Source organism: Pedobacter rhodius (assembly GCF_027213645.1).
In the GTDB taxonomy this organism is placed as follows: Bacteria; Bacteroidota; Bacteroidia; order Sphingobacteriales; family Sphingobacteriaceae; genus Pedobacter; species Pedobacter rhodius.
This window is the reverse complement of the sequence record NZ_JAPWGL010000002.1, coordinates 433,188-455,998: the sequence shown is the minus strand read 5'-3', so window position 1 is coordinate 455,998 and position 22,811 is coordinate 433,188. Positions and strand designations below refer to the sequence as shown.

Here is a 22,811-nt window from a genome sequence, read left to right as displayed (position 1 = left end):
ACTTTATTATAATTTCGTTATGATAAATATTCTTTTTTATAAAATACCTGTTTTTTTTAGGTGCTTAATTTTAAGGCTGCTCATCTTAACAGCTTTACAGTTAACTCTTTTAGAAGCGTCGGGTCAGAATTTAATGGGTTCTGGTATTATTCCCAAACCCGTCAAAGAAATCAGGAAGGATGGGTTTTTTACGATTAAGGCGAATACTAAACTATTTTTTTCTGATAATCAGCATGTTAGTTTAAGTTTTTTCAATCAATACTTAAGAGACTTAACCGGGTTTTCGCTGTCAAAAAGTAATTTAACAGAAGGGAATGGTATCAACCTGGTTATCGATTCTGCTTTAAAAATTAAACCAGAAGGTTATACTTTAGTTATTACGACCAAAAGAATTGATATTAAAGCAATTGATGAAAGCGGTTTGTTTTATGGTTTGCAATCTTTAATGCAACTGATAAAAAAGAACGGGAAAGCAATAGCAGTTCCTGCTTACTACATTAAAGACGAACCCCGCTTTGCTTACAGAGGAATGCATCTTGATGTTGCACGGCATATGTTCAGCGTGGCCACAATAAAAAAATGGCTTGATGTACTGGCCTTTTATAAAATCAATACATTCCATTGGCATTTAACGGATGATCAGGGTTGGAGAATTGAAATTAAAAAATACCCTTCATTACAAAAAATATCAGCTTTTAGGAAAGAAACCCTGATAGGGCACAAACGTGCAAATCCGCATGTTTTTGACGGCAAACGATATGGCGGTTTTTATTCACAGGAAGAAGTTAAGGATATCATAAACTATGCTGCAAAACGACAAATTACAACAATTCCTGAAATTGAAATGCCAGGGCATGCGAGCGCCGTGCTTGCAGCATACCCAAATTTAGGTTGTACAGGCGGGCCGTATGAAACGGCGACCTTTTGGGGTGTTTTTGACGATGTGTTTTGCGCCGGTAATGAAGAGACCTTTAATTTTTTAGAAGGTGTTTTGGATGAGGTGATTGCGTTATTTCCTTCCAGATACATTCATATTGGTGGCGATGAATGCCCTAAAACAAGGTGGCACGATTGCCCGAAATGCCAGAAAAGGATTAAAGAAGAAAAACTTAAAGATGAACATGGACTGCAATCGTATTTTATTGCGAGGATGGAGAAATACCTTAATGCCAAAGGCAAAAAAATAATTGGTTGGGATGAAATACTGGAAGGCGGACTCGCACCTGATGCAACGGTGATGAGTTGGACAGGTTTATCGGGTGGAATTGCCGCGGCAAAGCTGAAACACGATGTAATCATGACACCTGAAAAATTTGTCTATCTGGATTATTACCAATCGTTAAACAAAAGCGAACAAATCGCTGCAGGTGGCTATTTACCACTTCGGAAGCTGTATGATTACGAGCCAATGCCTGCCGAACTTGGTGCAGCTGAACAAGGTTATATTAAAGGCGTTCAGGCAAATGTATGGTCGGAATATATGGCTGAAGGTAAAAAGGCAGAATATATGATTTTCCCGAGGGTTATTGCTTTAGCAGAAATGGCCTGGTCGAAGAAAGAAAACCGAAATTATACTGATTTTTTAGTTCGTTTAAACGCCGGCCTTAAATTTTTAAACGGTATAAATTACAGTTCATCATTCTATGAAATTACAGGAAAGTCTTCGCCGGATGGTTTTAGTCTTCAAACGGATATGCCTGATGCCGAGATTCGTTACACGGTAGATGGAAGTGAACCCACAATGAATAGCAAAAAATATACGTCGTCTGTAAAACTTGAAAAGTCTGCTACCATTAAAGCTAAACTTTTTAAAGGCCATTATCCGGTTGGTAAATTATATGAACAGCAAATTATCAGAAGTCTGGCATCAGATAAAACCATCTCATTAAAAAATTCAGGTAATGGCAACTATAATGTTGATAAACAGGTTTTAGTTAATGGGATTCCGGGTTCGCCCATATACAATAACGGTGAGTGGTTAGGATTGAGTGGAACCGACTTCGAAGCCGTTGCAGATTTAGGTACAGAAATTATCATTAAAGAAATCTCAATAAATGTTCTCAATTATCAATGGCAAAAAATGCATCCGCCGAAAGAACTTATCATGGAAATATCTGCCGACAATATCAATTTTAAAGAGGTGGCCCGTCAAACCAGTTTTAAGCTCGAAGGCCTTAATGTTGTGTTAAATAAAATTAATCCGGTAACAGCAAGGTACGTTCGTATTAAAGCTACAAATGCAGGCATCATACCAGACGGATTCTACGGCGCAGGTACGAAGGCCTGGTTAATGGTTGATGAAATAATTGTAAATTAAATGACTATACTAATCGTTTTACTCTGTATTGCCTTATTAATTGTACTGATTTCGGTATTTAAAATTAATGCGTTTCTATCATTTCTCATTGTTTCCATCATTGCCGGATTGGCATTAGGCTTACCACCTGCTAAAATACCGTCAAACATAGAAAAGGGCATGGGCGATGTATTAGGCTCTTTAACCATCATTATTATCGCAGGCGCAATGCTTGGTAAATTGGTTGCTGAAAGCGGGGCCGCGCAAAAAATTGCCCAGGTTAGTATGAATATTTTCGGAACGAGATATATCCAATGGGCAATGGTTTTAACAGGCTTTTTAATTGGTATCCCGCTTTACTATGGAATAGGTTTCGTTTTGATGGTTCCATTGATATTTTCTGTGGTTTATCGATATAAATTACCTGCACTATATATTGGTTTACCCATGTTAGCTGCTTTATCTGTTACACATGGTTTCTTGCCTCCGCATCCATCGCCCGCTGCATTAGTAATTCAATTCAAGGCAGATATGGGCTTAACCTTATTTTATGGTTTAGCTGTTGCAATCCCTGCAATCATCATAGGCGGACCTATTTTCTCCAGAACACTTAAGGCCATCCCGGCAAGTCCAATGGCTGCTTTCAGTGCAAAAGAATTATCTGAAGAGGAACTTCCAAGTGGTTTTAAAAGTTTTTTTACTGCACTGCTCCCGGTAATTTTATTAGCTGCTGCCTCATTTCTGCCAATGATTTTGAAGTCAGATTCAGCCATACTTCCTTATATTTTATTTGCAGGAAGTCCTTCAATAGTCATGTTAATTGTCTTAATCGCCGCAACCTGGCTGCTTGGTTTATCACAAGGGAAAAAGATTACAGAAATTATGGCCATTTATGGGGATGCCTTAAAAGATATCGCTATGATTTTATTAATCATTGCCGGCTCTGGTGCGTTAAAACAAGTTCTAACGGAAAGTGGTGTAAGCAATCAAATTGCCGATTACCTTCAGAATGTTAAAGCGGAACCTTTATTTTTGGCTTGGATGATTGCCGCAATTATCAGATTTTGTGTCGGATCTGCAACTGTTGCAGGCTTAACCACCGCCGGAATTATTTTCCCGCTGATGGAACATACGCATACCAATCCAAATCTGATGGTTTTGGCCGTAGGTGCAGGAAGCCTGATGTTCTCCCACGTTAACGATGCCGGATTCTGGATGTTTAAAGAATATTTCGGTTTAACTTTGAAAGATACATTCAAGTCCTGGGCCCTGATGGAGTCTATTGTTGGCGCTGTAGGCCTCGCAGGGGTACTTTTATTAAATAGTATAATCGCTTAAAAATTAACATATACATACAATGGAAAATTTAACTCCCGACGAACGCTTCGAACAATTAAAACTTAATTTGCCACCTGCTCCCGCACCACTAGGCGTTTATAAACCTTGCCTGGTAGATGGAAAATACCTTTATTTAAGTGGTCATGGTCCTGTTCAGGATGATAAATCTTTGATCATCGGCAGAATCGGTTCTGACCTCACACAGGAAGAAGGTAAACTTGCGGCTCTACAAGTTGGTTTAACCATGTTATCAACCATAAAATCCAACATTGGAAGTTTGAACAAAGTTAAACGTGTTATTAAGGTTTTAGGTATGGTAAATTGTACGCCGGAATTTGAAAAGCATCCCTTTATTATTAATGGTTGTAGTGAGCTTTTTGCTAAAGTTTGGGGTGAAGAAAATGGTATTGGGGTAAGAAGTGCTGTTGGTTTTGGCTCTTTACCCGATAATATACCCGTTGAGATTGAAGCATTATTCGAACTCTCTTAAACCTTATGGAAAAAAAAGAATGGTATTCATTGCCAAACAGGCAGAGCATAGAAACACCTTCACTTATTTTTTATGAAGAGCGAATCTGCGAAAACATCAAAATCATAAAAAATATGGTTGATGATTTGGATAAATTGCGACCTCATGTAAAAACACATAAGTGTTTGGAAATTACCAATATGTTAATTTCGGGGGGTATTAATAAGTTCAAATGTGCAACAATTGCCGAAGCAGAAATGCTTGGAATGGCAAATGCTAAAGATGTATTATTGGCTTACCAGCCCGTTGGAGAAAACATTAACCGTTTCTTTAAACTTAAGCGTGAATATAGTAATACACATTTTAGTTGCCTGGTGGATAATCTGGAAATTGCGCAAAAACTGGCAAAAAAAGCATCGTCAGAATATACTACAGTAGATGTTTACATAGATTTAAACGTTGGTATGAACCGAACCGGAATTTTACCTGAATTCGCTTCAACTTTGTTTAAATTATTAATTTCCATTTCCAATATAAAAGTAAGCGGTTTACATGCTTACGACGGCCATATTCACGATGCTTCCATGGAAATCCGTAAGCAAAAATCTGAACCGGTTATTACCTGGCTCAAACGTTTAAAAGAAGAATTTGAAAGCATTACCGGAAATAAATTGACCGTTATCGCAGGTGGAACGCCAACCTTTCCAATTTATGCTGATGAAACAGACTTTGAATGCAGCCCCGGAACTTTTATCCTTTGGGATAAGGGCTATCAGGACGCTTATCCGGAACAGCAATTTTACACTGCGGCGCTTGTGGCCAGCAGAATCGTTTCTAAACCCATAAATGGATTAGTATGTACCGATTTAGGGCATAAGGCGGTTGCCGCAGAAAAAAAATTAACAAACAGGGTATTTTTTGTTAATGCACCAGGTTTGGTCGTTCAAAGCCAGAGTGAAGAACATTTAGTTTTGAGCACTGATGAACCTGAAAATTATAAAATAGGCGACATGCTTTATGGATTGCCATATCATATTTGCCCTACAGTTGCCTTACACGAAAAAACGATTTGTTTGGGTGCCGATAAATCTGTTCGATACTGGGATATTATCTCCAGAAAAAGGAAAATTACCATTTAATATTCAACCATGTTTACCATAGATGCGCATTTAGATTTAAGTATGAACGCCCTTGAATGGAATCGCGATTTGACACAAGATGTCGCCGATATCAACCGTAGGGAAGAAGGATTAAAGGATAAACCCGATCGCGGATTGGCAACCGTTTCATTGCCTGAATTGCGAAAAGGAAATATAGGCCTCGTAGTAGCGACTCAAATAGCCCGTTACGTAGCGCCGGATAATCATTTGCCCGGTTGGCATTCACCAGAACAAGCCTGGGCACAAACGCAAGGTCAGCTGGCCTGGTATAAGGCTATGGAAGATGCCGGTGAAATGTTCCAGGTGAATAACATCGAAACCTTGGAACAGCATTTAGCTTTATGGAACAACGGACAGGCAAATGATAAAAAACCTGTTGGCTATATTTTAAGTTTGGAAGGTGCCGATTCATTTGTAACAGTAAGCCATCTGGAAAGGGCATGGCAAAGTGGCTTAAGAGCGGTTGGACCTGCGCATTATGGCCCCGGGCGTTATGCACAAGGAACGGATGCAACCGGAAAAATGACCTCTATTGGCCACGATTTATTGAAAGAAATGGAACGATTGAATATCATTCTGGATGCGACACATCTGTGCGATGACAGTTTTTGGGACGCAATGGGTCGTTTTAACGGTCACGTATGGGCATCACACAACAATTGCCGCAGTTTGGTTAACCACAATCGCCAGTATAGTGATGAACAAATTAAGGAATTGATTAATAGGGGTGCTGTAATTGGCGGCGCATTAGATGCCTGGATGATGGTTCCAGGCTGGCAGCGGGGGATTTCCCAACCAAAAGCCATGAACTGTAACCTGGAGGTGATGATAGATCACATCGACCATATCTGTCAGCTGGCAGGAAACGCAGAACATGTTGGAATCGGTTCTGATTTAGATGGCGCTTTCGGTAAAGAGCAATGCCCTTATGATTTGGAAACTATTGCCGATTTGCAAAAAATTCCTGATTTATTTAGAAAAAGGGGATATAATGGTACCGATATCGAAAATCTGATGCATGGCAATTGGTTGCGTTTTCTTAGAAAAGCCTGGGCGTAATTTTATTCACATGAAGAAAAATATAAAAACAATATTTTGCCTGGTATCGGTTATTTCGATTTTTAATACAAAGGTTTTTGCACAATCAAAAACGAACATACCCTTATATAAAAATTCTAAAATGCCTGTAGAAAGCAGAATTAAAGATTTGCTTTCCAGGATGACTGTTGAAGAAAAGGTAGGGCAGATATCGATGCCTTTAGGCTGGCCCATGTACTCAAAATCAGGGGATAATGTTGAAGTAAGTGAGACTTTTAAAAAATCACTTAGAGAAGAATATACCGGCATGCTTTGGGCAACGCTGAGGGCCGATCCATGGACGAAAAAAACACTTGTAACAGGTTTAAATCCTGAATTGGCTGCAAAGGCGACCAATGCGATTCAAAAGTATGCTGTAGAAAATACACGTTTGGGAATTCCGATTTTGCTTTCTGAAGAATGTCCGCATGGACACATGGCAATCGGCACAACGGTATTTCCGACTTCAATAGGGCAAGGAAGTACCTTTAATCCCGAGCTGATTAAAAAAATGGCGACCGTAATTGCGGAAGAAACCAGACTGCAGGGTGGGCATGTGGGTTACGGACCGGTGCTAGATTTAGCCAGGGAGCCAAGATGGTCTAGAGTAGAGGAAACTTACGGGGAAGACCATGTTTTAAACAGCAGGATGGGTGAAGCGATGGTACAGGGTTTTCAGGGAAATAACCTGAAAAGTGGTGTCAATGTAGTTGCTACGCTAAAACACTTTGCAGCTTATGGCGCACCCGAAGGAGGTCACAACGGTGGCAGTATTAATGTTGGCTTAAGAAGTTTAAACCAGTTCTATTTGCCTCCGTTTAAAGCATCGGTTAAAGCAGGTGCATTGTCGGTAATGACGGCCTATAATTCAATCGATGGAATTCCGTGTTCATCAAACGAATTTCTGCTGAATGATTTGCTTAGAAAAGAATGGAATTTTAAAGGATTTGTTGTTTCAGATTTAAACAGCATTTCAGGTTTGAAAGCAAACCACCATATTGCAGATAACGCAGCTGAAGCCGCCGCATTATCAATTAATGCCGGTTTGGATGCCGATTTAAGTGGTATAGGTTATGGTAAAGCGTTGCGCGATGCGATAAAAGCCGGAAAGGTTTCTATAAAAACTTTAGATACGGCCGTAAGCCGCGTTTTACGAATTAAATTTAATATGGGGCTTTTCGAAAACCCATATGTTAATCCTGAAACCGCGAAACTCAAAGTCAGAGATACCCAAAAGATTGCTTTGGCCCGGCAGGTCGCCAGGGAATCAATTATTTTGTTGAAAAATCAGCATCAAACACTTCCTTTAAGTAAAACCTTAAAAAATATCGCGGTAATTGGTCCGAATGCGGATAATATTTATAATCAGATTGGCGATTATACTGCTCCACAGCAGGAAGAAAATATTGTTACTGTTTTAAAAGGAATTAAAAATAAACTATCGGCAGAAACTAAAATCAATTACGTTAAGGGGTGTGGAATCCGGGATACGAGCTCGGGTAATATTGATGAAGCGGTAAGCATCGCAAAAAAATCGGATGCCGTGGTAATTGTTTTAGGTGGTTCGAGTGCCCGTGATTTTAAAACGGAATACATTGAAACCGGTGCAGCCAAAATTAAGACAGCTGATAAAGCATTAAGCGATATGGAAAGCGGAGAAGGGTACGACAGATCTACTTTAGATTTATTGGGCGACCAACTGAAACTGCTGAAGGCTGTTGTTAAAACGGGTAAGCCTGTTGTTCTGGTTTTGATAAAAGGCCGCCCCTTAAATTTAAATTGGGCATCCGAAAATGTTCCGGCAATAATTGATGCCTGGTATCCTGGCCAGGAGGGCGGCAACGCAATAGCTGATGTTATTTTCGGCGATTATAACCCGGCCGGGAGATTACCGATTTCTGTTCCGAAATCTGTCGGACAGTTACCTGTTTATTATAATGCCCGGTTTCCGGAAAAGCATGATTATCTTGAAATAGATGCTAAACCACTCTATAGTTTTGGCTATGGCTTAAGTTACACAACATTTGACTATCAGAATTTAAAAATTGAGTACAAAGCAGATAAACCAATTGTAAACGTAAGTTTCGATTTGAAAAATTCAGGTTCTTTTGATGGAGAAGAAGTTGTTCAATTGTATTTGAAAAGCAAAACTTCTTCCGTGGTTTTACCTTCAAAACAGCTTAAGCAGTTTAGAAGGATTTTTTTAAAAGCCGGTGAACAAAAAACATTAAATTTTATCCTGAATAAAGACGATCTGGAAATTTACAATAACAAAATGAAATGGGTTGTAGAGCCTGGAACGTATCAGTTAATGGTTTCAAGTTCGTCTGATAACATACGCTTGGAAGGCCAGTTTGTCATAAATAAAAATAGTTTTTCAGTCGAAAATTAATTATAACTGAGCGTATTATTTTATATAAATACGCTCAGTTAATGCTTTGCCTGATGATTCCTCCGTACCTTCAACTTCAGCATATTTTACGTTGGGCAACCAGAAAGAACCTCCTTCAATCCGAACGAAGAGCCGGTTTATTTTCATCGTTTTATTGTTTAAGCTAACGGTTACGCAATATTTCTTATCTGCGTTTTTGTAAAGGTAAAGCGGCAATTTTTTATATGAAACAAAACGTATTTCATATTTATCTTTCGAAATTTCTTTGGTGTCAATACCATATGCAAATTTTCTCTGGATATAACCCAGTTCCTTTTTTTCTCCGTTTTCTGTGTAGCGAATCCAATAAATGCGAATTGGGTTTCCCTTTCTCAAATTCCCTTGCTCATCAAGATTAAGTGCATAAACAAGTGTATTGGTATTTGGGTCGCGTTGAAGATAGAATAACATATTCTCAACATTTTTTGGCGTCGGAAAAGTTATTGGAGAAGGGTTTTTCGTTTGAGCATATGTTTGTACGGTGGCGAATATCAATAATGTAAAAAAGGAAAAGACTAACTTTCTGCTATTTATTTGATATCGTAATAATACAGGCATAATTGGCGTAGATTGTTGCTTCATTTAAAAGTGATGACATTTTGGAATGAAATCAGTTAATCTGAAGCCTTAATTTTTGTCGTTTTATTATTTGTATCAAAAACCCAGAATTTCATTAAAGGATAATTAAACCCGTAAGATACCAGACTATCTATCAACAGCCTGCCTATTCGGTAATCGATGTGAAGGGATTGATGCAGAAAATATGTGCCGGTTGATTTTAAGGAAATGCTGCCAAGTACAACGCCAAAAAATCTAAAAAACTGTGTTTTAGCGGCAACGGTATAATCCCCCTGATTTTTAAATGCCCAATTTCGGTTTATGTAAAAATTAACCATCCCGCCGAATGTTCCGGAAATTAATATGGATATGGTAAAGTGAATATGGAATATTTCGGTAAGCAAAATCATTAAACCATAATCTGTAATCCCACCCGAAAAAGCAGATACCTGCGCTTTAAGAAAAATTTGGACGGATGACCACTTAATCATACTTTTCTTTTTTGTCTCTGATGTCACCTGACTTCAGAAGTTTAAAGGAATCTAATATATTAATGATGAGCAGGAAAATCGTTACAAGGACAGCTAAATAGCGAATAGATCCGGGAATTAAAATTTCGAACAGTAAAATTAAACCGATAATAATCCGCAATTCGGTAGGCCCCATTTTTCCAGAGTCAATTTTATAAGCATCAGTTATTTTATACCTCAACAAGGAAATAATCATTGCCCAACCATAAAAAACAACGAAAAGAAATCCAAGTACTTTTGATTCGTCTGGTGCATAGAAATAATAGCCCAATCCGATTAGAATTATGCTCAGCCAATCCATTATAATGTCTAAAGAAAATCCATACCATTTTCTGGGTATACCCCGGTAATAGGCCAGTCTTCCGTCGAGTGAATCACCCAGCCAGTTTATGGCTAAGCCGATAAGGCCAATGGAAAGATAAATCCTGCCTAAAAAGAGCGCCAGGATAAATGCCGTAAAAACAACCAGTGATCCAAACATTCCGATAGCGGTCATGCCGTTTGGCGATATATTTAAAGGGATTTTTCTTAATAAAAAAAGGATTAAGCGTTGCTCATTCTTTTTTAAAATATTTGTACGTTCCCTATCCGTAAATACTCTTTTACCATCACTGCATACTTCTGCTCTAAGCAATTTCAAATCCATTATATCCAATTATAATACCTGATATAATTACAGTTTCCGGTCGATAAAGTTTTACAGCCAGTTTTCTTGGAATATTTTTGAAGTATCCAACCTGCGTTTTTAGTCTGCCCGATCTAATCAGGTAGCTAAATAATAGTACCAACAGCATGCTTACTTTACAATTCCCGCGAAGCGCTGGTAAAAAACTGTTGGACTGTTTTCGTTTTTAGGTTCATATTTACCGGCAATAATTGGGACATAAATCACCCTTCTTCTGCTTTCTTCACCACGAACAGAAGATTGGGCAACCCGGTGCCATAAACGTCCGTCGTGTACAGTAAGATCACCAGCATTAGGCAGTACGGAAACCTCATTTTTATCCGGGTTGTTATCAATGAAATATTTCTTTCTGAACAGCATTTGATAAACACTCTGTCTGTGCGTTCCGGGAATGATTTTTAAGCCGCCATTCTCTGTTTTTTGAGTGCTCAAATGGATGCCTACATTTAACATGGGATTTAGTTTAGTTCCGTAAAAAATATCCCTCAATCCATCGGTATGCCAACCCATTTTACTGAATTTACTTTCAGGCCCATTGATATAATGATTAAAAACCATACCGTCTTTTTCTTCGGTTCCCAACCGTGCACCATTTCCTGCCAGTTCAAGCAACGCATTAAAACGGGGGTCGAGCAAAAGGCCACTTAATGTTTTATGGTGTTGGTTAATAAAAGCAAAGCGCTGAACAATAGGTGTACCGTCAAGGTCTTTTCCAAATTTGATAGGCACACCATTTATTTTTTTTGTGCCGTTGCTAATCCAGCTTTTTTCAACTTGTTTAGAAGCGTTTATAATGGCAGAAACCGTTTCTTCTTCAATAAAATTTTTGAAATGAATAAATCCATGTTTATTAAAGAAATCTAACTGTTCCGGAGTAAGTTTATCAGATAAGGTGAAGGTGGGATACGATGTAGCCATGAGTAAAGATTTAAAGATTTTAAAAAAAGAATTAGTAAAAAACAATTATGCACAACAACAGTACATTCGCATTCGCGAGTGGCTCTGTACTGTTGAAAAATAAAACGCAACGGCTTTATTATACATAATCTATAGATTTAGTAGTATTTAATACAAACGTAACATTTTTTTAATATGTAAAAGAATATTAATTCAATTATTTTAAAAAATAATTTAGGTTTTATAAATGCCCGCTGCCATTTTTTCAATAAATGCCTTTGGCAACACCCTGTTGGCATACACGCTGATGAGATTCGTAAATCCCGGAACAATTTCTGATTTTTTACCTAGCATTCCTTTTACTGCAATTTCAGCGACGACATCAGGCATCATATTAAATTTTTCGGCCATTTTACTAAAGGCATCCATCCCGGCCCGATGGGCAAAACCTGTATCCACAGGTCCGGGACTGAGGCAGGAAACAGAAATAGCTGTATTTTTTAATTCAAATCGCAACGCCCTCGTAAAAGAGAGTACAAATGCTTTGGTTGCCGAATAAATAGCTAAGGTGGGCACAGCCTGATAGGCTGCCGTACTCGATACGTTTAATATGTACGATTGATTTTCATTCTGAAGTATTGGAAGCAGTAAATGGCAGAGCTTCGTAACTGCATCCATATTAAGCCGGCACATCTCCATTTGTTCGCTTAATTTCAATGCCGTGAAATTTCCCCAGAGTCCGTAACCTGCATTATTAACTAAGGCATTGAGCCTATAATTTTTTAAGGATATATTTTCTGCAAGCTCTTCAGGTGCATTTGGTTTACTCAAATCAATAACAATTGTTTCTACGTTTACACGGTGAGTCTTGGTAATTTCGGTTTTTAAAATGTTAAGTTCATTTTCAGAACGTGCAGCAATTAGTAAGTTAAAGCCTCTTTTTGCCAATGAAATAGCAATTGATTTTCCGATGCCTTTGCTTGCCCCGGTAATCAGTGCATATCTTTTTTCTGCTTCAGCCATATTTTGGGTATTAGATTTGGTAAATATCTGATAATACCCGGTATTCTAGAGTTTTATTTCAGGTTTTTATTTTAGAAAGTAAATTTAATACATTCAAATGCTTTACATATTAATGTAGTTAAATGCTCACATTAAAATAAGCATGGAAAATTGTCAGTACCACTAAAATGCCTGTTATAGCTTCTAATACGATTAAAGTTTTGTTCTTCATATTATTTAGATGTTGGTTTACAGTGTAATACGATAGAAAAGTAAAAAATGCTACAAACAATCAGATTAAGCTAAATAATGTTTTTCCTTTCGTTTGAGTTTTCATAATATTATGCATTCGAAGTTTTTAATTTAAAATCAATGAAAATCGCTACCTATAATGTTAATGGTGTTAATGGCCGCCTTCCTGTTCTGCTACGTTGGCTTGAAGAAACCAAACCCGATATTGTGTGCCTGCAGGAACTTAAAGCGCCTGATGAAAAATTTCCGCTGGAAGCGATACAGGCGGCTGGTTATAATGCGATTTGGCACGGACAAAAAAGTTGGAACGGTGTTGCCATACTGGCCAAAGGTAAAGACATAAAGGAATTAAGAAGAGGTTTACCAGGCGACGATGAAGATTTGCATAGCCGCTATATTGAGGCCATGATTGATGATCTGGTTATAGGATGTCTTTATTTGCCGAATGGAAATCCGGCTCCGGGGCCAAAACTCGAATACAAATTAGCCTGGTTTGAGCGACTTAAAAATCATGCTGCTAAACTATTAGATTATAATCTGCCTGTTGTACTCTGTGGTGATTATAACGTAATGCCAACTGAACTGGATGTTTACAAACCTGAACGTTGGGTTGATGATGCACTGTTTCGCCCTGAAGTGAGGGCGGCATTCCATGACCTGGTTGCACAGGGTTGGACCGACGCCATCCGAAAACTTTATCCGGATGAAGTGATTTATACCTTTTGGGATTATTTTCGCAATGCCTACGGTCGCAACGCAGGCTTAAGAATTGATCATTTTTTACTAAGCCCTTTACTTAAAGACAGATTATTGGCCGCGGGTGTGGATAAAAATGTGAGAGGATGGGAAAAAACAAGTGATCATGGACCGGTATGGATAGAGATCGAATAGAATGTTCTGCAAGTAAAGTTTTTGTATTCTATCTGTTACAGGTTAAGGGAGATTTAAATAAATTACTAATTTAAACCATCAAACCTTAAACTTATGGATACCCTAAAAGACGAAAAGAAAATTAAGGCCTTCCTGAACAAAATTAAATCTAAGTGGCCTGGACAAATTGAACGATTTGAATTTAAAACTGCAACAGTGATTTATGTGTACCTTAAAGAAGGAATTTCGAGTATCGATTTTCTGGGCAGTTTATCCCGAAAGGTTGAAAAATTAGTAGACTTTACAAGGCCAATAATACTTTATCATATAGAGCACAACGGAATGAACTTCCGTTCTCACCCGATAAACTGGTATTCATCTTTGCGCAGCTAAATCGATGAAAATGCGGAATAAGTGGTGTTCTGCATCAACAATATTTGATAAGTTTAATCAGTAATTGTTGTTAAATTTGTTTGATAATTACCTGGAGAACTTCTTCGCCGCAAATTTGTTAAACTTGGGAGCAGGCTTAGCTGCACCATCTTCAGCTATTTTTATGGTTAAAGTGTTTCCTTTAAACGATTCTCCGTTTAACATCGAAATAATATTCTTTGCATCAGCAAGCTTCGGAATCTCCAGAAATGCATAACCTTTACAACGGCCGGTTGCTCTATCCCTAACAATTTTAATGGTATCTATTTCACCATGCAGGCTAACCAAAATAGCCAAATCCATCTCCTGAATGTTATCCGCTAAACCACCAATAAAAATTTTAGTCATAAATAGAGTTATAATCCAGGTAATAAAAATTGATTTTGTATGCTAACAACAAAAATGTACTGTTCTTATAATTGTTGCAAAATAAAACATTTGCACTTTAAAACAAAGAAATTGATAAACAGACTATCAATTAATTTAATTAAGCAGAATTAAGATACAAATAAATTCATTATTCCTGATTTGTTTATCTTCGTTTATATCCTTTTACGTTATAATTTCTAATATCATTTTAAATAATTTTAATCAGAAAATTAAAGTTTTAAAGTTTAGCTAAAATTATATAGAAAGTACTGTTGCAAATGGCTGATTAAAAGTTAATAAAGCTTAAATTTTAGATCAAAACTTTAAAAGGGATCGGTTGTTGTAAATGATCATATAAAATATAATCTTAAAATTAAATAAGAAGTTATGAAAATTTACAAATCAATTCCTATAACGCTTCTTGCAATCATAATCCTGTCAGGATGTGTTAGTAACAAAAAATATACTGAACTACAAGCTACATTTGATAAGCTCCGGGAACGTAACCAGGAACTTAGTAATAAATACCAGGATAGTCAAAGAGAATTAACCGGTGCAAATAGCAGGGTTAAAAGTTTAGAGGAACAAATTGCATCAGAAAAGGCAAATGCGGTTGCATTACAGGATGCGCTGACAAAATGTTTGAATTCCAGTAACCAGGGAAATGTTAATATCTCGAAATTGGTAGACGAGATTAACAGTTCAAATAAATACATCAAACAGCTGATAAATGCTAAAAACAAAAGTGATTCACTTAATATGGTGTTAACTAATAATTTAACACGTTCACTGAGCAGAGAAGAATTGGGGGATGTTGATGTACAGGTTTTAAAAGGCGTAGTGTATATATCACTGGCTGATAATATGCTTTATAAATCAGGAAGTTATGAAGTATCTGATAAAGCTGGAGAAACTTTGAGCAAGATTGCTAAAATTATTAAAGATTACGATACTTATGATGTGCTGATTGAAGGTAATACAGATAACGTTCCAATTGCGCAAACAAACATTAGAAACAACTGGGATTTAAGCGCTTTACGGGCGTCTTCAGTGGTTCAGGTTTTGCAAACCAAATACGCAGTGGATCCTAAAAGATTAACGGCCGGCGGTAGAGGAGAGTTTAATCCTGTGGCTGATAACAGTACACCTGCCGGAAAATCTAAAAACAGACGTACGCAAATTATTATCACTCCGAAATTAGACCAGTTTATGGAATTAATAGGTAAAGCGCCTGAAACACCGGCAGCGCCGAAACAATAATTTTCATTAAATAAAGTGAGCGCCTCAACTTATGTTGGGGCTTTTTTTTTTGCTTGATAAAATTGCAAATACAGACTGTAATTTTAGAGCATGTTTATATACCTATCAAAACCCCGCACAATAAATCTTCAAGATAAAAATGTACAAATAATTTGTTATTTCTTTAAACAGTTCTTCTGTTAACGGTTGGAAACATTTAGGCTTAAAAAATATTTAATTAGTATCAATATTGTTATTCTAAATTGTAAAACTAATAACGATATTATGGTTAATTTCAATAAATAGTAAAACAAACTCAAATAAACGTAATATTTATTATTGAATATAGTATTTTAAAAAATACACCAAATAAATATTTTAAAGTCAATTTTGCATCACTTAGTGTAATATACACGCCTTCGATATAAAAAAGTTTTACCTTTAAATATTTTAATTAATTAATAATCAATAGGTTGTGTTTTGATGGTGAAAATAATTGTGTATTATGTACAATTTAACATCTCAGAATGATCTTTTTTTAAAAAATTATATATATTTGTTCTTACCCTTTCGAGGGTATGTTTTTCATAGGTAGATGTAGGGTCGAATACTTGTATTCGGCCCTTTTTTGTTTCATATAGTTTATAAACCTTATTTTTGTTTTCATAATGGGTAAGAAAAAAGTAGTAATAGCAGTTACGGGTGCCAGTGGTTCAGTTTATGCAAAAGTTTTGTTCGATAAGCTAACAAACCTAAATGAACAGACTGAAGCAGTTGGAATAGTAATGAGTGATAATGCCAAAGAAGTTTGGCGGTTTGAACTCGGTAATCAAAGTTACAGCGATTACAATTTCACATTTTATAACAAAAATGATTTCAATGCGCCCTTTGCATCTGGTTCCGCCAAATATGATACAATGATAATTATGCCTTGTTCTATGGGTACTTTAGGCAGAATAGCCCATGGTATCTCTAACGATTTAATTTCCAGGGCTGCAGATGTTGTGCTGAAAGAACGAAGAAAACTAATTGCGGTTGTTCGGGATACGCCTTTTAGTTTAATTCACATTAATAACATGAAAATTATAGCTGAAGCCGGAGGAATCATCTGTCCTGCAAATCCGTCTTTTTATAGTTTGCCTGAAACAATAGAAGAAGTTGCGGAAACGGTTGTAAACCGCGTTTTAGACCTCGCAGGTTTCGAACAAGAAAGTTATCGCTGGCAGGAGAAGTAAGGTATCAATTAACAGTTTTCAGTTTGTAATTAGTTACTAATTGAAAATTGACAAATTCCAAACCTAGCGGGAATTGAAAATTGCTAACTGAAAACTTATTTTGCTATCTTTGCAGGCTAAATGAAAAAGGTCGCATTTTATACATTAGGTTGTAAGTTAAACTTTTCCGAGACATCAACAATTGGTCGTTTATTTACCGATGCAGGTTATGCTGTTGTTGATTTTCAGGATGCAGCTGATGTATATGTTATTAATACCTGTTCAGTTACCGACCATGCCGATAAAAAATGCCGTAAGGTAGTTAAAGAAGCTTTAAAATATTCTCCAAATGCATATGTTACGATTGTTGGTTGCTATGCACAGTTGAAACCTCAGGAAATTTCCGAAATAGAAGGTGTTGACATGGTTTTGGGTGCTGCTGAAAAATTCAGGATCGTTGAATATATATCCGATTTAACGAAAAATTCTAAAGCGGTTGTTCATCAGCAGAATATAGAAAAAGTAAATCATAATTTTATCGCTTCTTACTCGATTGGCGATAGAACCCGTACCTTTTTAAAAGTACAGGATGGCTGCGATTACCCATGTACCTATTGCACTATTCCTTTAGCCCGTGGTGCCAGTCGCAGCGATACCATTGAAAATGTTGTTAATCGTGCAAAAATGATTGCCGATAGCGGTGTTAAAGAAATCGTTTTAACAGGCGTAAATCTGGGTGATTTCGGTATACGCAATGGCCAAAGGGAAGATAAGTTTTTCGATTTGGTTAAGGCGCTTGATGAAGTGGATGGTATTGAAAGAATCAGAATTTCTTCTATAGAACCTAATCTTTTAAGTAACGAGATTATTGAGTTTGTATCAACTTCTAAACGGTTTGTACCACATTTTCACATTCCCTTACAATCCGGTTCTGATAAAATATTAGGCTTAATGCGTCGACGTTACCGGAGAGATTTATATGTAGAGCGTGTGGCCAAAATTAAAGAAGTAATGCCTAACTGTTGCATTGGTGTCGACGTTATTGTTGGCTTCCCGGGCGAAACAAAAGAAGATTTTTTAGATACTTATCAATTCTTAAATCAACTTGATATTTCTTATTTACACGTATTTACGTATTCGGAACGCGAATTAACCGCTGCTGCGGAAATGAAAGGCGTTGTTGCCGGCAGCGAACGTAATGAGCGTAGTAAAATGCTCCATATTTTATCTGATAAAAAACGTAGGGCTTTTTATCAGTCTCAAATTGGCAGCGAAGCTGAAGTGCTTTTTGAAGCTGACCAAAAAATGGGTTACATGCATGGCTTTACTAAAAACTATGTTAAAGTTCGCGCTAAATACGACCCAATCATGGTAAACGAATTAAAAGGTGTTAAACTTTTAGAATTAACCGCCGATGGTGAGGTTGAAGTTGCTGAACTTGAAACAGTTTATGCGCATCATTAGTATCAAGTAATAAGTATCAGGTATCAAGATTTGAGTATTCGATTATTACATATCGTAAACTTTTAGCCGTTAGCCTTTCCGCTTTGGTCTTAGAGCTTTCCGCTTTAACCTTTCAGCTTTCCACTTTGATCCTTAGTCTTTTTGCTTTATTCTTTGGTCTTTCCGCTTTGGTTCTTAGTCTTTCCGCTTTGGTCTTTAGTCTTTCCGCTTTCTTTACTATCTTCGCTTCAAATTATTTGTATGTTTCCTACCGTTTCACATTTTTTAGAATATCTTTTTGGTATTAACCTACCGCTTCCATTTAAAACTTTTGGCTTATTTGTGGCGCTGGCATTTGTTGCCGGTTACTGGGCATTTTCGCAGGAATTGAAACGAAAAGAAGCTTTAGGTGTGCTACATTCTTTGAAGAAAAAAGTAATGGTAGGTTTACCTGCTACAACCGGCGAGCTTGTTCTAAACGGCTTGTTCGGCTTCATTATAGGTTATAAGCTTGTTTACCTGATAACCAATTATCAGCTGGCTGCAGATAATATCGAACTTATTTTACTTTCCGCTAAAGGGAATGTTATCGGAGGGTTATTTTTTGCCGGATTATTTGCCTATTGGGATTACAAGGAGAAAAACAAGGTAAAATTAGCTAAACCTAAAGAGGTTGAAGTAACGGTTCATCCTTACCAGATTATGAGTAACCTGGTGGTTTGGGCAGCTATTTGTGGTTTTTTGGGCGCAAAGGTTTTCGATGGTTTAGAGTATTGGGACGACTTTGTGCAACATCCGATTGATAGAATATTCTCTGCCGGTGGTTTTACTTTTTATGGCGGCCTGATTTGTGGTGGTGCTGCGGTACTTTACATCGCGAAGAAAAATGGAATAAAGCCTTTACACATGCTTGATGTAGGAGGCCCGGGCATGATGTTAGCCTATGCAGTAGGTAGAATCGGTTGTCATTTATCTGGTGATGGCGATTGGGGAATTGTAAATCCCAATCCTAAACCCTTTTCGTGGTTACCAGATTGGCTATGGTCTTATAAATATCCAAATAATGTAGTTGGCGAAGGTATTCCCATTCCTAATTGTTCGGGTAAATTCTGTAATGAACTTGCTCAGGGCGTTTATCCCACGCCGCTTTACGAGGTAATCGTTTGCTTGATTTTGTTTGCATTTCTCTGGAGTATAAGAGACAAAATAAAAGCTCCGGGTTTAATGTTTGGTATTTATATGATATTAAATGGCTTGGAACGTTTCTGCATTGAATTAATTCGTGTGAACTCCAAATACCATGTTTTTGGTTTATCATTTACGCAGGCAGAAATGATTTCTACATTCCTTGTTATTGGTGGTATTGCTTTAAGCTTTTATGCGCTTAGAAATAAAAACAAACTCGCTTAATTTTCAAATTATATCATTTAACCTCAACAACCTGAATGGTTTGTTGTTAATCAACCATGAATTACGAATTACTGTGTAATAAAGTCATTTCAATTGTAAAGCTTACCGGAAATTTTATCCGTAAAGAAGCCATGCAATTCGATGCAAATAAAATTGAGTACAAGGGTTTAAATGATATGGTTTCCTATGTGGATAAAACTGCAGAACAGAAACTGGTTCAAAACCTGGAAAAGTTAATCCCTGATGCAGGTTTTATTACCGAAGAAAAAACCATTAACAGGGCAGGTAAAACTTACACATGGATAATTGATCCGCTAGATGGCACAACCAATTTTATTCATGGAATCCCTGCATACGGCATTAGTGTCGCGCTTTATGAAGACGGATTACCGGTTTTGGGCATTGTTTACGAGTTAAACCGGGGTGAAATGTTTTATGCTTACAAAGGCGGTAAAGCTTTTCTAAATAAAAAGGAAATTCAGGTTTCTGTAAATCCGGATCTTAAATCGAGTTTATTGGCTACGGGTTTTCCATACTATCAGTTTGATAAACAACCCCAATATTTAAAATTATTGGAAGAAATGATGCAGAAAAGTCATGGCGTTCGTCGCATTGGTGCAGCCGCAATAGATTTAGTTTATACCGCTTGTGGCCGCTTCGATGCTTTTTTTGAATATAACCTACAGCAATGGGATTTTGCTGCAGGCTGTTTCATTGTTCAGCAAGCCGGGGGAGCAGTTTTCGATTTCTCAGGCGGAAATGATTATTTTACAAAAAGGGAAATCCTGGCGACAAACGGCAAATTAACGAATGAAATGCTGGAAGCGATCAAGAGGCATTTCAACTGATTTTGCTTTCTCTGTAGATCGGTATCGCATAGTTGCTAATTCAAAAGTCGTCATTCTCGCGCAGGCGTGAATCTTAAAAAGCTTAATACTGGAATTTCGTGGTTATAAGGCTTGATCAGTAAAGATGATTCTGCCTAATCCCTGTAATCTGCGGGAGAACAAAATTACATCATCCACAAAAAAATAAATCGACATAATACAAAAATAGCCCGCTGATGAGCGGGCTATTTATTTTAAAATGTAAAATTACAAAGCTTCCGAAACGACTTCAGTAACTTCAGGAACCATTCTTTGTAATAAATTCTGAATGCCTGATTTTAATGTAATGGTAGACGATGGGCAGCCACTGCAAGAACCACGAAGTTCCACAGTTACTACGCCTTCATCAAAAGATTTATAAGTTATAGCACCGCCATCTTGTTCAACAGCAGGACGAACATAATCGTGCAAAATTTGCTGAATCTTAATTTCAGTTTCCGAACCTTCAAAAGCAGGTGCTTCCTCGGCTGTTGCTTCTTTAATTTTTAATTCAGATTCAACGGCGCCTTTTACAAATTCTTTTAAAATAGCTTCAACGTCCGCCCAGTCAGTGTCATCGGTTTTGGTAATCGTAACGAAATTACTGGCGAAAAACACTCCCGAAACAAAATTAAATTTGAATAGCTCTTTAGCGAAAGGTGAATGTTCCGCACTTTCTTTTGTCGCAAAATCTTCACTTCCGTTAATTAATAACTTATTAACCATGAATTTCATGGTTGCCGGGTTAGGCGTTTGTTCTGTATATACGTTAATGGTCATGTCTTAATCAATTAGAATAAACAAAATTAACAAATACTGATTAATAAAGCTTTTACAGGCTGTCTGTTTAGCGTCAATTTAATTGACTAAAAAACGCCGGTGTAGTTAAATGGGGTAATGGTTCTTAACTGGACTTTGATGGATTCAGAAACCGCCAAACCCTCAATAAATTCAGCAATGCTTGCTGCATTGATTTTTGAATTCGTTCTTGTTAGCTCTTTTAAGGCCTCATACGGGTTTGGATAATTTTCCCGTCGCAATACCGTTTGAATGGCTTCTGCAACAACCGCCCAGTTATCATCTAAATCTGCATGTAAAGCTGCTTCGTTTAATAAAATTTTATTTAAACCACGTAATGTAGCATTTATCGCGATTAAAGTATGACCAAATGGAACACCAACATTTCTCAAAACTGTAGAGTCGGTTAAATCTCTTTGTAAACGGGAAATAGGAAGTTTAGCTGCAAAAAACTCAAATAATGCATTGGCAATTCCTGCATTTCCTTCCGCATTTTCAAAATCAATCGGGTTAACCTTGTGTGGCATTGCCGAAGAACCGATTTCCCCTGCCTTAATTTTCTGTTTGAAATAATTTTTAGAGATGTAAGTCCAGATATCTCTGTCTAAATCGATAATGATGTTGTTAATGCGTTTCAATGCATCGCATTGTGCGGCAAACTGGTCGTAATGTTCAATTTGAGTGGTATGTTGTGCCCTTGTTAAGCCTAAAGTTTCATTCACAAATTTATTAGAAAAATCAACCCAGTTAACCTGGGGATAGGCGATGTGATGCGCATTGAAATTTCCTGTTGCACCCCCAAATTTTGCACTGTTCGGAATCGCTTTCAAACTTTCCAACTGGATACTAAGTCGTTCGGCAAATACTAAAAACTCCTTGCCCAATTTGGTTGGAGAGGCTGGCTGGCCATGCGTATGTGCCAGCATAGGAATTTCTGCCCATTCAACAGCCAATGCATTAATTTTTTCGATTAATGAGGCAACTGCCGGATAGTAACTTTCATTTAAAGCCAGCTTTATTGAATAGGGGATGGCTGTATTATTTATATCTTGCGATGTTAGCCCAAAGTGAATGAATTCCTTATAATCGTTAAGAGCTAAAGCATCGAATTTGCTTTTTATAAAATATTCAACAGCTTTAACATCATGGTTGGTTACTTTCTCTGTTTCCTTAATTTCCAGTGCATCAGCTTCTGAAAAATGCTGATGAATTTTTCTCAACTCAGCAAAAAGGTTTTTATCGAACTTTTCCAGACCAGGCAAATTAATTTCGCAAAGGGCGATAAAGTATTCTATTTCTACAAAAACACGATATTTTATCAAAGCCTCTTCTGAAAAGTAAGCGGCTAAACCTTCGGTTGTTTTTCTGTAACGACCATCAACTGGTGAAATAGCTTGTAGTGATGTTAAGTTCATTATGCGGAATATAATTTTGTCGCAAATTTACTACAATTGATGGATTTCAAGGACTAAAAG

21 protein-coding genes are annotated in these 22,811 nt (G+C 37.2%); 13 read left to right on the top strand and 8 right to left on the bottom strand.

Annotation, left to right across the window (positions count from 1 at the left end):
• The first annotated feature begins 19 nt into the window (after positions 1-19).
• The 6 genes from O0931_RS07495 to O0931_RS07470 are packed head-to-tail and all read left to right on the top strand — an operon-like array spanning position 20 to position 8,732.
• Entirely contained in the window at positions 20-2,317 is a 2,298-nt protein-coding gene (locus tag O0931_RS07495) for a glycoside hydrolase family 20 protein (protein ID WP_269414943.1), read from the top strand.
• Complete coding sequence (locus tag O0931_RS07490; RefSeq protein WP_269414942.1) at positions 2,318-3,634, top strand: gluconate:H+ symporter; 1,317 nt, start codon at positions 2,318-2,320, stop codon at positions 3,632-3,634.
• Positions 3,635-3,653: 19 nt separating this feature from the next.
• Positions 3,654-4,124 (top strand): RidA family protein, encoded by a 471-nt coding sequence (locus tag O0931_RS07485; protein ID WP_269414941.1) that lies wholly within the window; start codon positions 3,654-3,656, stop codon positions 4,122-4,124.
• A gap of 5 nt (positions 4,125-4,129) precedes the next feature.
• Positions 4,130-5,242, top strand: coding sequence for a D-TA family PLP-dependent enzyme (locus O0931_RS07480; RefSeq protein ID WP_269414940.1), 1,113 nt, complete (start codon positions 4,130-4,132; stop codon positions 5,240-5,242).
• A gap of 9 nt (positions 5,243-5,251) precedes the next feature.
• The gene (locus O0931_RS07475; RefSeq protein ID WP_269414939.1) at positions 5,252-6,322 is read left to right on the top strand and encodes a dipeptidase; all 1,071 of its coding nucleotides are present in this window, start codon (positions 5,252-5,254) and stop codon (positions 6,320-6,322) included.
• 10 nt (positions 6,323-6,332) lie between these two features.
• Complete coding sequence (locus O0931_RS07470) at positions 6,333-8,732, top strand: glycoside hydrolase family 3 N-terminal domain-containing protein (protein ID WP_269414938.1); 2,400 nt, start codon at positions 6,333-6,335, stop codon at positions 8,730-8,732.
• A gap of 15 nt (positions 8,733-8,747) precedes the next feature.
• Here the strand turns inward: O0931_RS07470 and O0931_RS07465 are convergent, their stop codons facing one another.
• The 5 genes from O0931_RS07465 to O0931_RS07445 form a co-directional block, all read right to left on the bottom strand.
• Positions 8,748-9,182, bottom strand: a complete 435-nt coding sequence (locus tag O0931_RS07465; protein WP_269414937.1) for a DUF4833 domain-containing protein — start codon at positions 9,180-9,182, stop codon at positions 8,748-8,750.
• Positions 9,183-9,385: 203 nt separating this feature from the next.
• Complete coding sequence (locus O0931_RS07460; protein ID WP_269414936.1) at positions 9,386-9,820, bottom strand: GtrA family protein; 435 nt, start codon at positions 9,818-9,820, stop codon at positions 9,386-9,388.
• A complete protein-coding gene (locus O0931_RS07455; protein ID WP_269414935.1) occupies positions 9,813-10,505 on the bottom strand; it encodes a CDP-alcohol phosphatidyltransferase family protein in 693 nt (230 codons plus the stop codon). Before O0931_RS07455 ends, O0931_RS07460 begins: the two co-directional genes overlap by 8 nt.
• Positions 10,506-10,655: 150 nt before the next feature.
• A complete protein-coding gene (locus tag O0931_RS07450; protein WP_269414934.1) occupies positions 10,656-11,462 on the bottom strand; it encodes a phytanoyl-CoA dioxygenase family protein in 807 nt (268 codons plus the stop codon).
• Between the two features lie 213 nt (positions 11,463-11,675).
• Positions 11,676-12,464: an SDR family NAD(P)-dependent oxidoreductase gene (locus O0931_RS07445; protein ID WP_269414933.1), complete on the bottom strand. Its 789-nt coding sequence runs from the start codon at positions 12,462-12,464 to the stop codon at positions 11,676-11,678.
• A 351-nt stretch (positions 12,465-12,815) separates the two neighbouring features.
• Here O0931_RS07445 and xth point away from each other — a divergent pair, with 351 nt between their 5' ends.
• Together xth and O0931_RS07435 are read left to right on the top strand one after the other, a co-directional pair.
• Positions 12,816-13,586, top strand: coding sequence for an exodeoxyribonuclease III (gene xth, locus O0931_RS07440; RefSeq protein ID WP_269414932.1), 771 nt, complete (start codon positions 12,816-12,818; stop codon positions 13,584-13,586).
• A 93-nt stretch (positions 13,587-13,679) separates the two neighbouring features.
• The gene (locus tag O0931_RS07435; RefSeq protein WP_269414931.1) at positions 13,680-13,958 is read left to right on the top strand and encodes a hypothetical protein; all 279 of its coding nucleotides are present in this window, start codon (positions 13,680-13,682) and stop codon (positions 13,956-13,958) included.
• Positions 13,959-14,045: 87 nt separating this feature from the next.
• Here the strand turns inward: O0931_RS07435 and O0931_RS07430 are convergent, their stop codons facing one another.
• On the bottom strand, positions 14,046-14,345 hold the full coding sequence (locus O0931_RS07430; protein WP_269414930.1) for an RNA recognition motif domain-containing protein: 300 nt from the start codon (positions 14,343-14,345) through the stop codon (positions 14,046-14,048).
• Between the two features lie 408 nt (positions 14,346-14,753).
• Here O0931_RS07430 and O0931_RS07425 point away from each other — a divergent pair, with 408 nt between their 5' ends.
• The 5 genes from O0931_RS07425 (at position 14,754) to O0931_RS07405 (ending at position 20,520) form a co-directional block, all read left to right on the top strand.
• Positions 14,754-15,626: an OmpA family protein gene (locus O0931_RS07425; RefSeq protein WP_269414929.1), complete on the top strand. Its 873-nt coding sequence runs from the start codon at positions 14,754-14,756 to the stop codon at positions 15,624-15,626.
• 647 nt (positions 15,627-16,273) lie between these two features.
• Positions 16,274-16,840 (top strand): UbiX family flavin prenyltransferase, encoded by a 567-nt coding sequence (locus O0931_RS07420; protein ID WP_269414928.1) that lies wholly within the window; start codon positions 16,274-16,276, stop codon positions 16,838-16,840.
• Between the two features lie 120 nt (positions 16,841-16,960).
• Entirely contained in the window at positions 16,961-18,283 is a 1,323-nt protein-coding gene (mtaB, locus tag O0931_RS07415; RefSeq protein WP_269414927.1) for a tRNA (N(6)-L-threonylcarbamoyladenosine(37)-C(2))-methylthiotransferase MtaB, read from the top strand.
• 240 nt (positions 18,284-18,523) lie between these two features.
• Positions 18,524-19,672, top strand: coding sequence for a prolipoprotein diacylglyceryl transferase (locus O0931_RS07410; protein ID WP_269414926.1), 1,149 nt, complete (start codon positions 18,524-18,526; stop codon positions 19,670-19,672).
• A gap of 56 nt (positions 19,673-19,728) precedes the next feature.
• A complete protein-coding gene (locus O0931_RS07405; protein WP_269414925.1) occupies positions 19,729-20,520 on the top strand; it encodes an inositol monophosphatase family protein in 792 nt (263 codons plus the stop codon).
• A gap of 246 nt (positions 20,521-20,766) precedes the next feature.
• On the opposite strand, the gene O0931_RS07400 is transcribed toward O0931_RS07405, so the two are convergent.
• Together O0931_RS07400 and purB are read right to left on the bottom strand one after the other, a co-directional pair.
• Complete coding sequence (locus O0931_RS07400) at positions 20,767-21,318, bottom strand: NifU family protein (RefSeq protein WP_269414924.1); 552 nt, start codon at positions 21,316-21,318, stop codon at positions 20,767-20,769.
• 86 nt (positions 21,319-21,404) lie between these two features.
• Positions 21,405-22,751, bottom strand: a complete 1,347-nt coding sequence (purB, locus tag O0931_RS07395) for an adenylosuccinate lyase (RefSeq protein WP_269414923.1) — start codon at positions 22,749-22,751, stop codon at positions 21,405-21,407.
• Positions 22,752-22,811 lie beyond the last annotated feature (60 nt).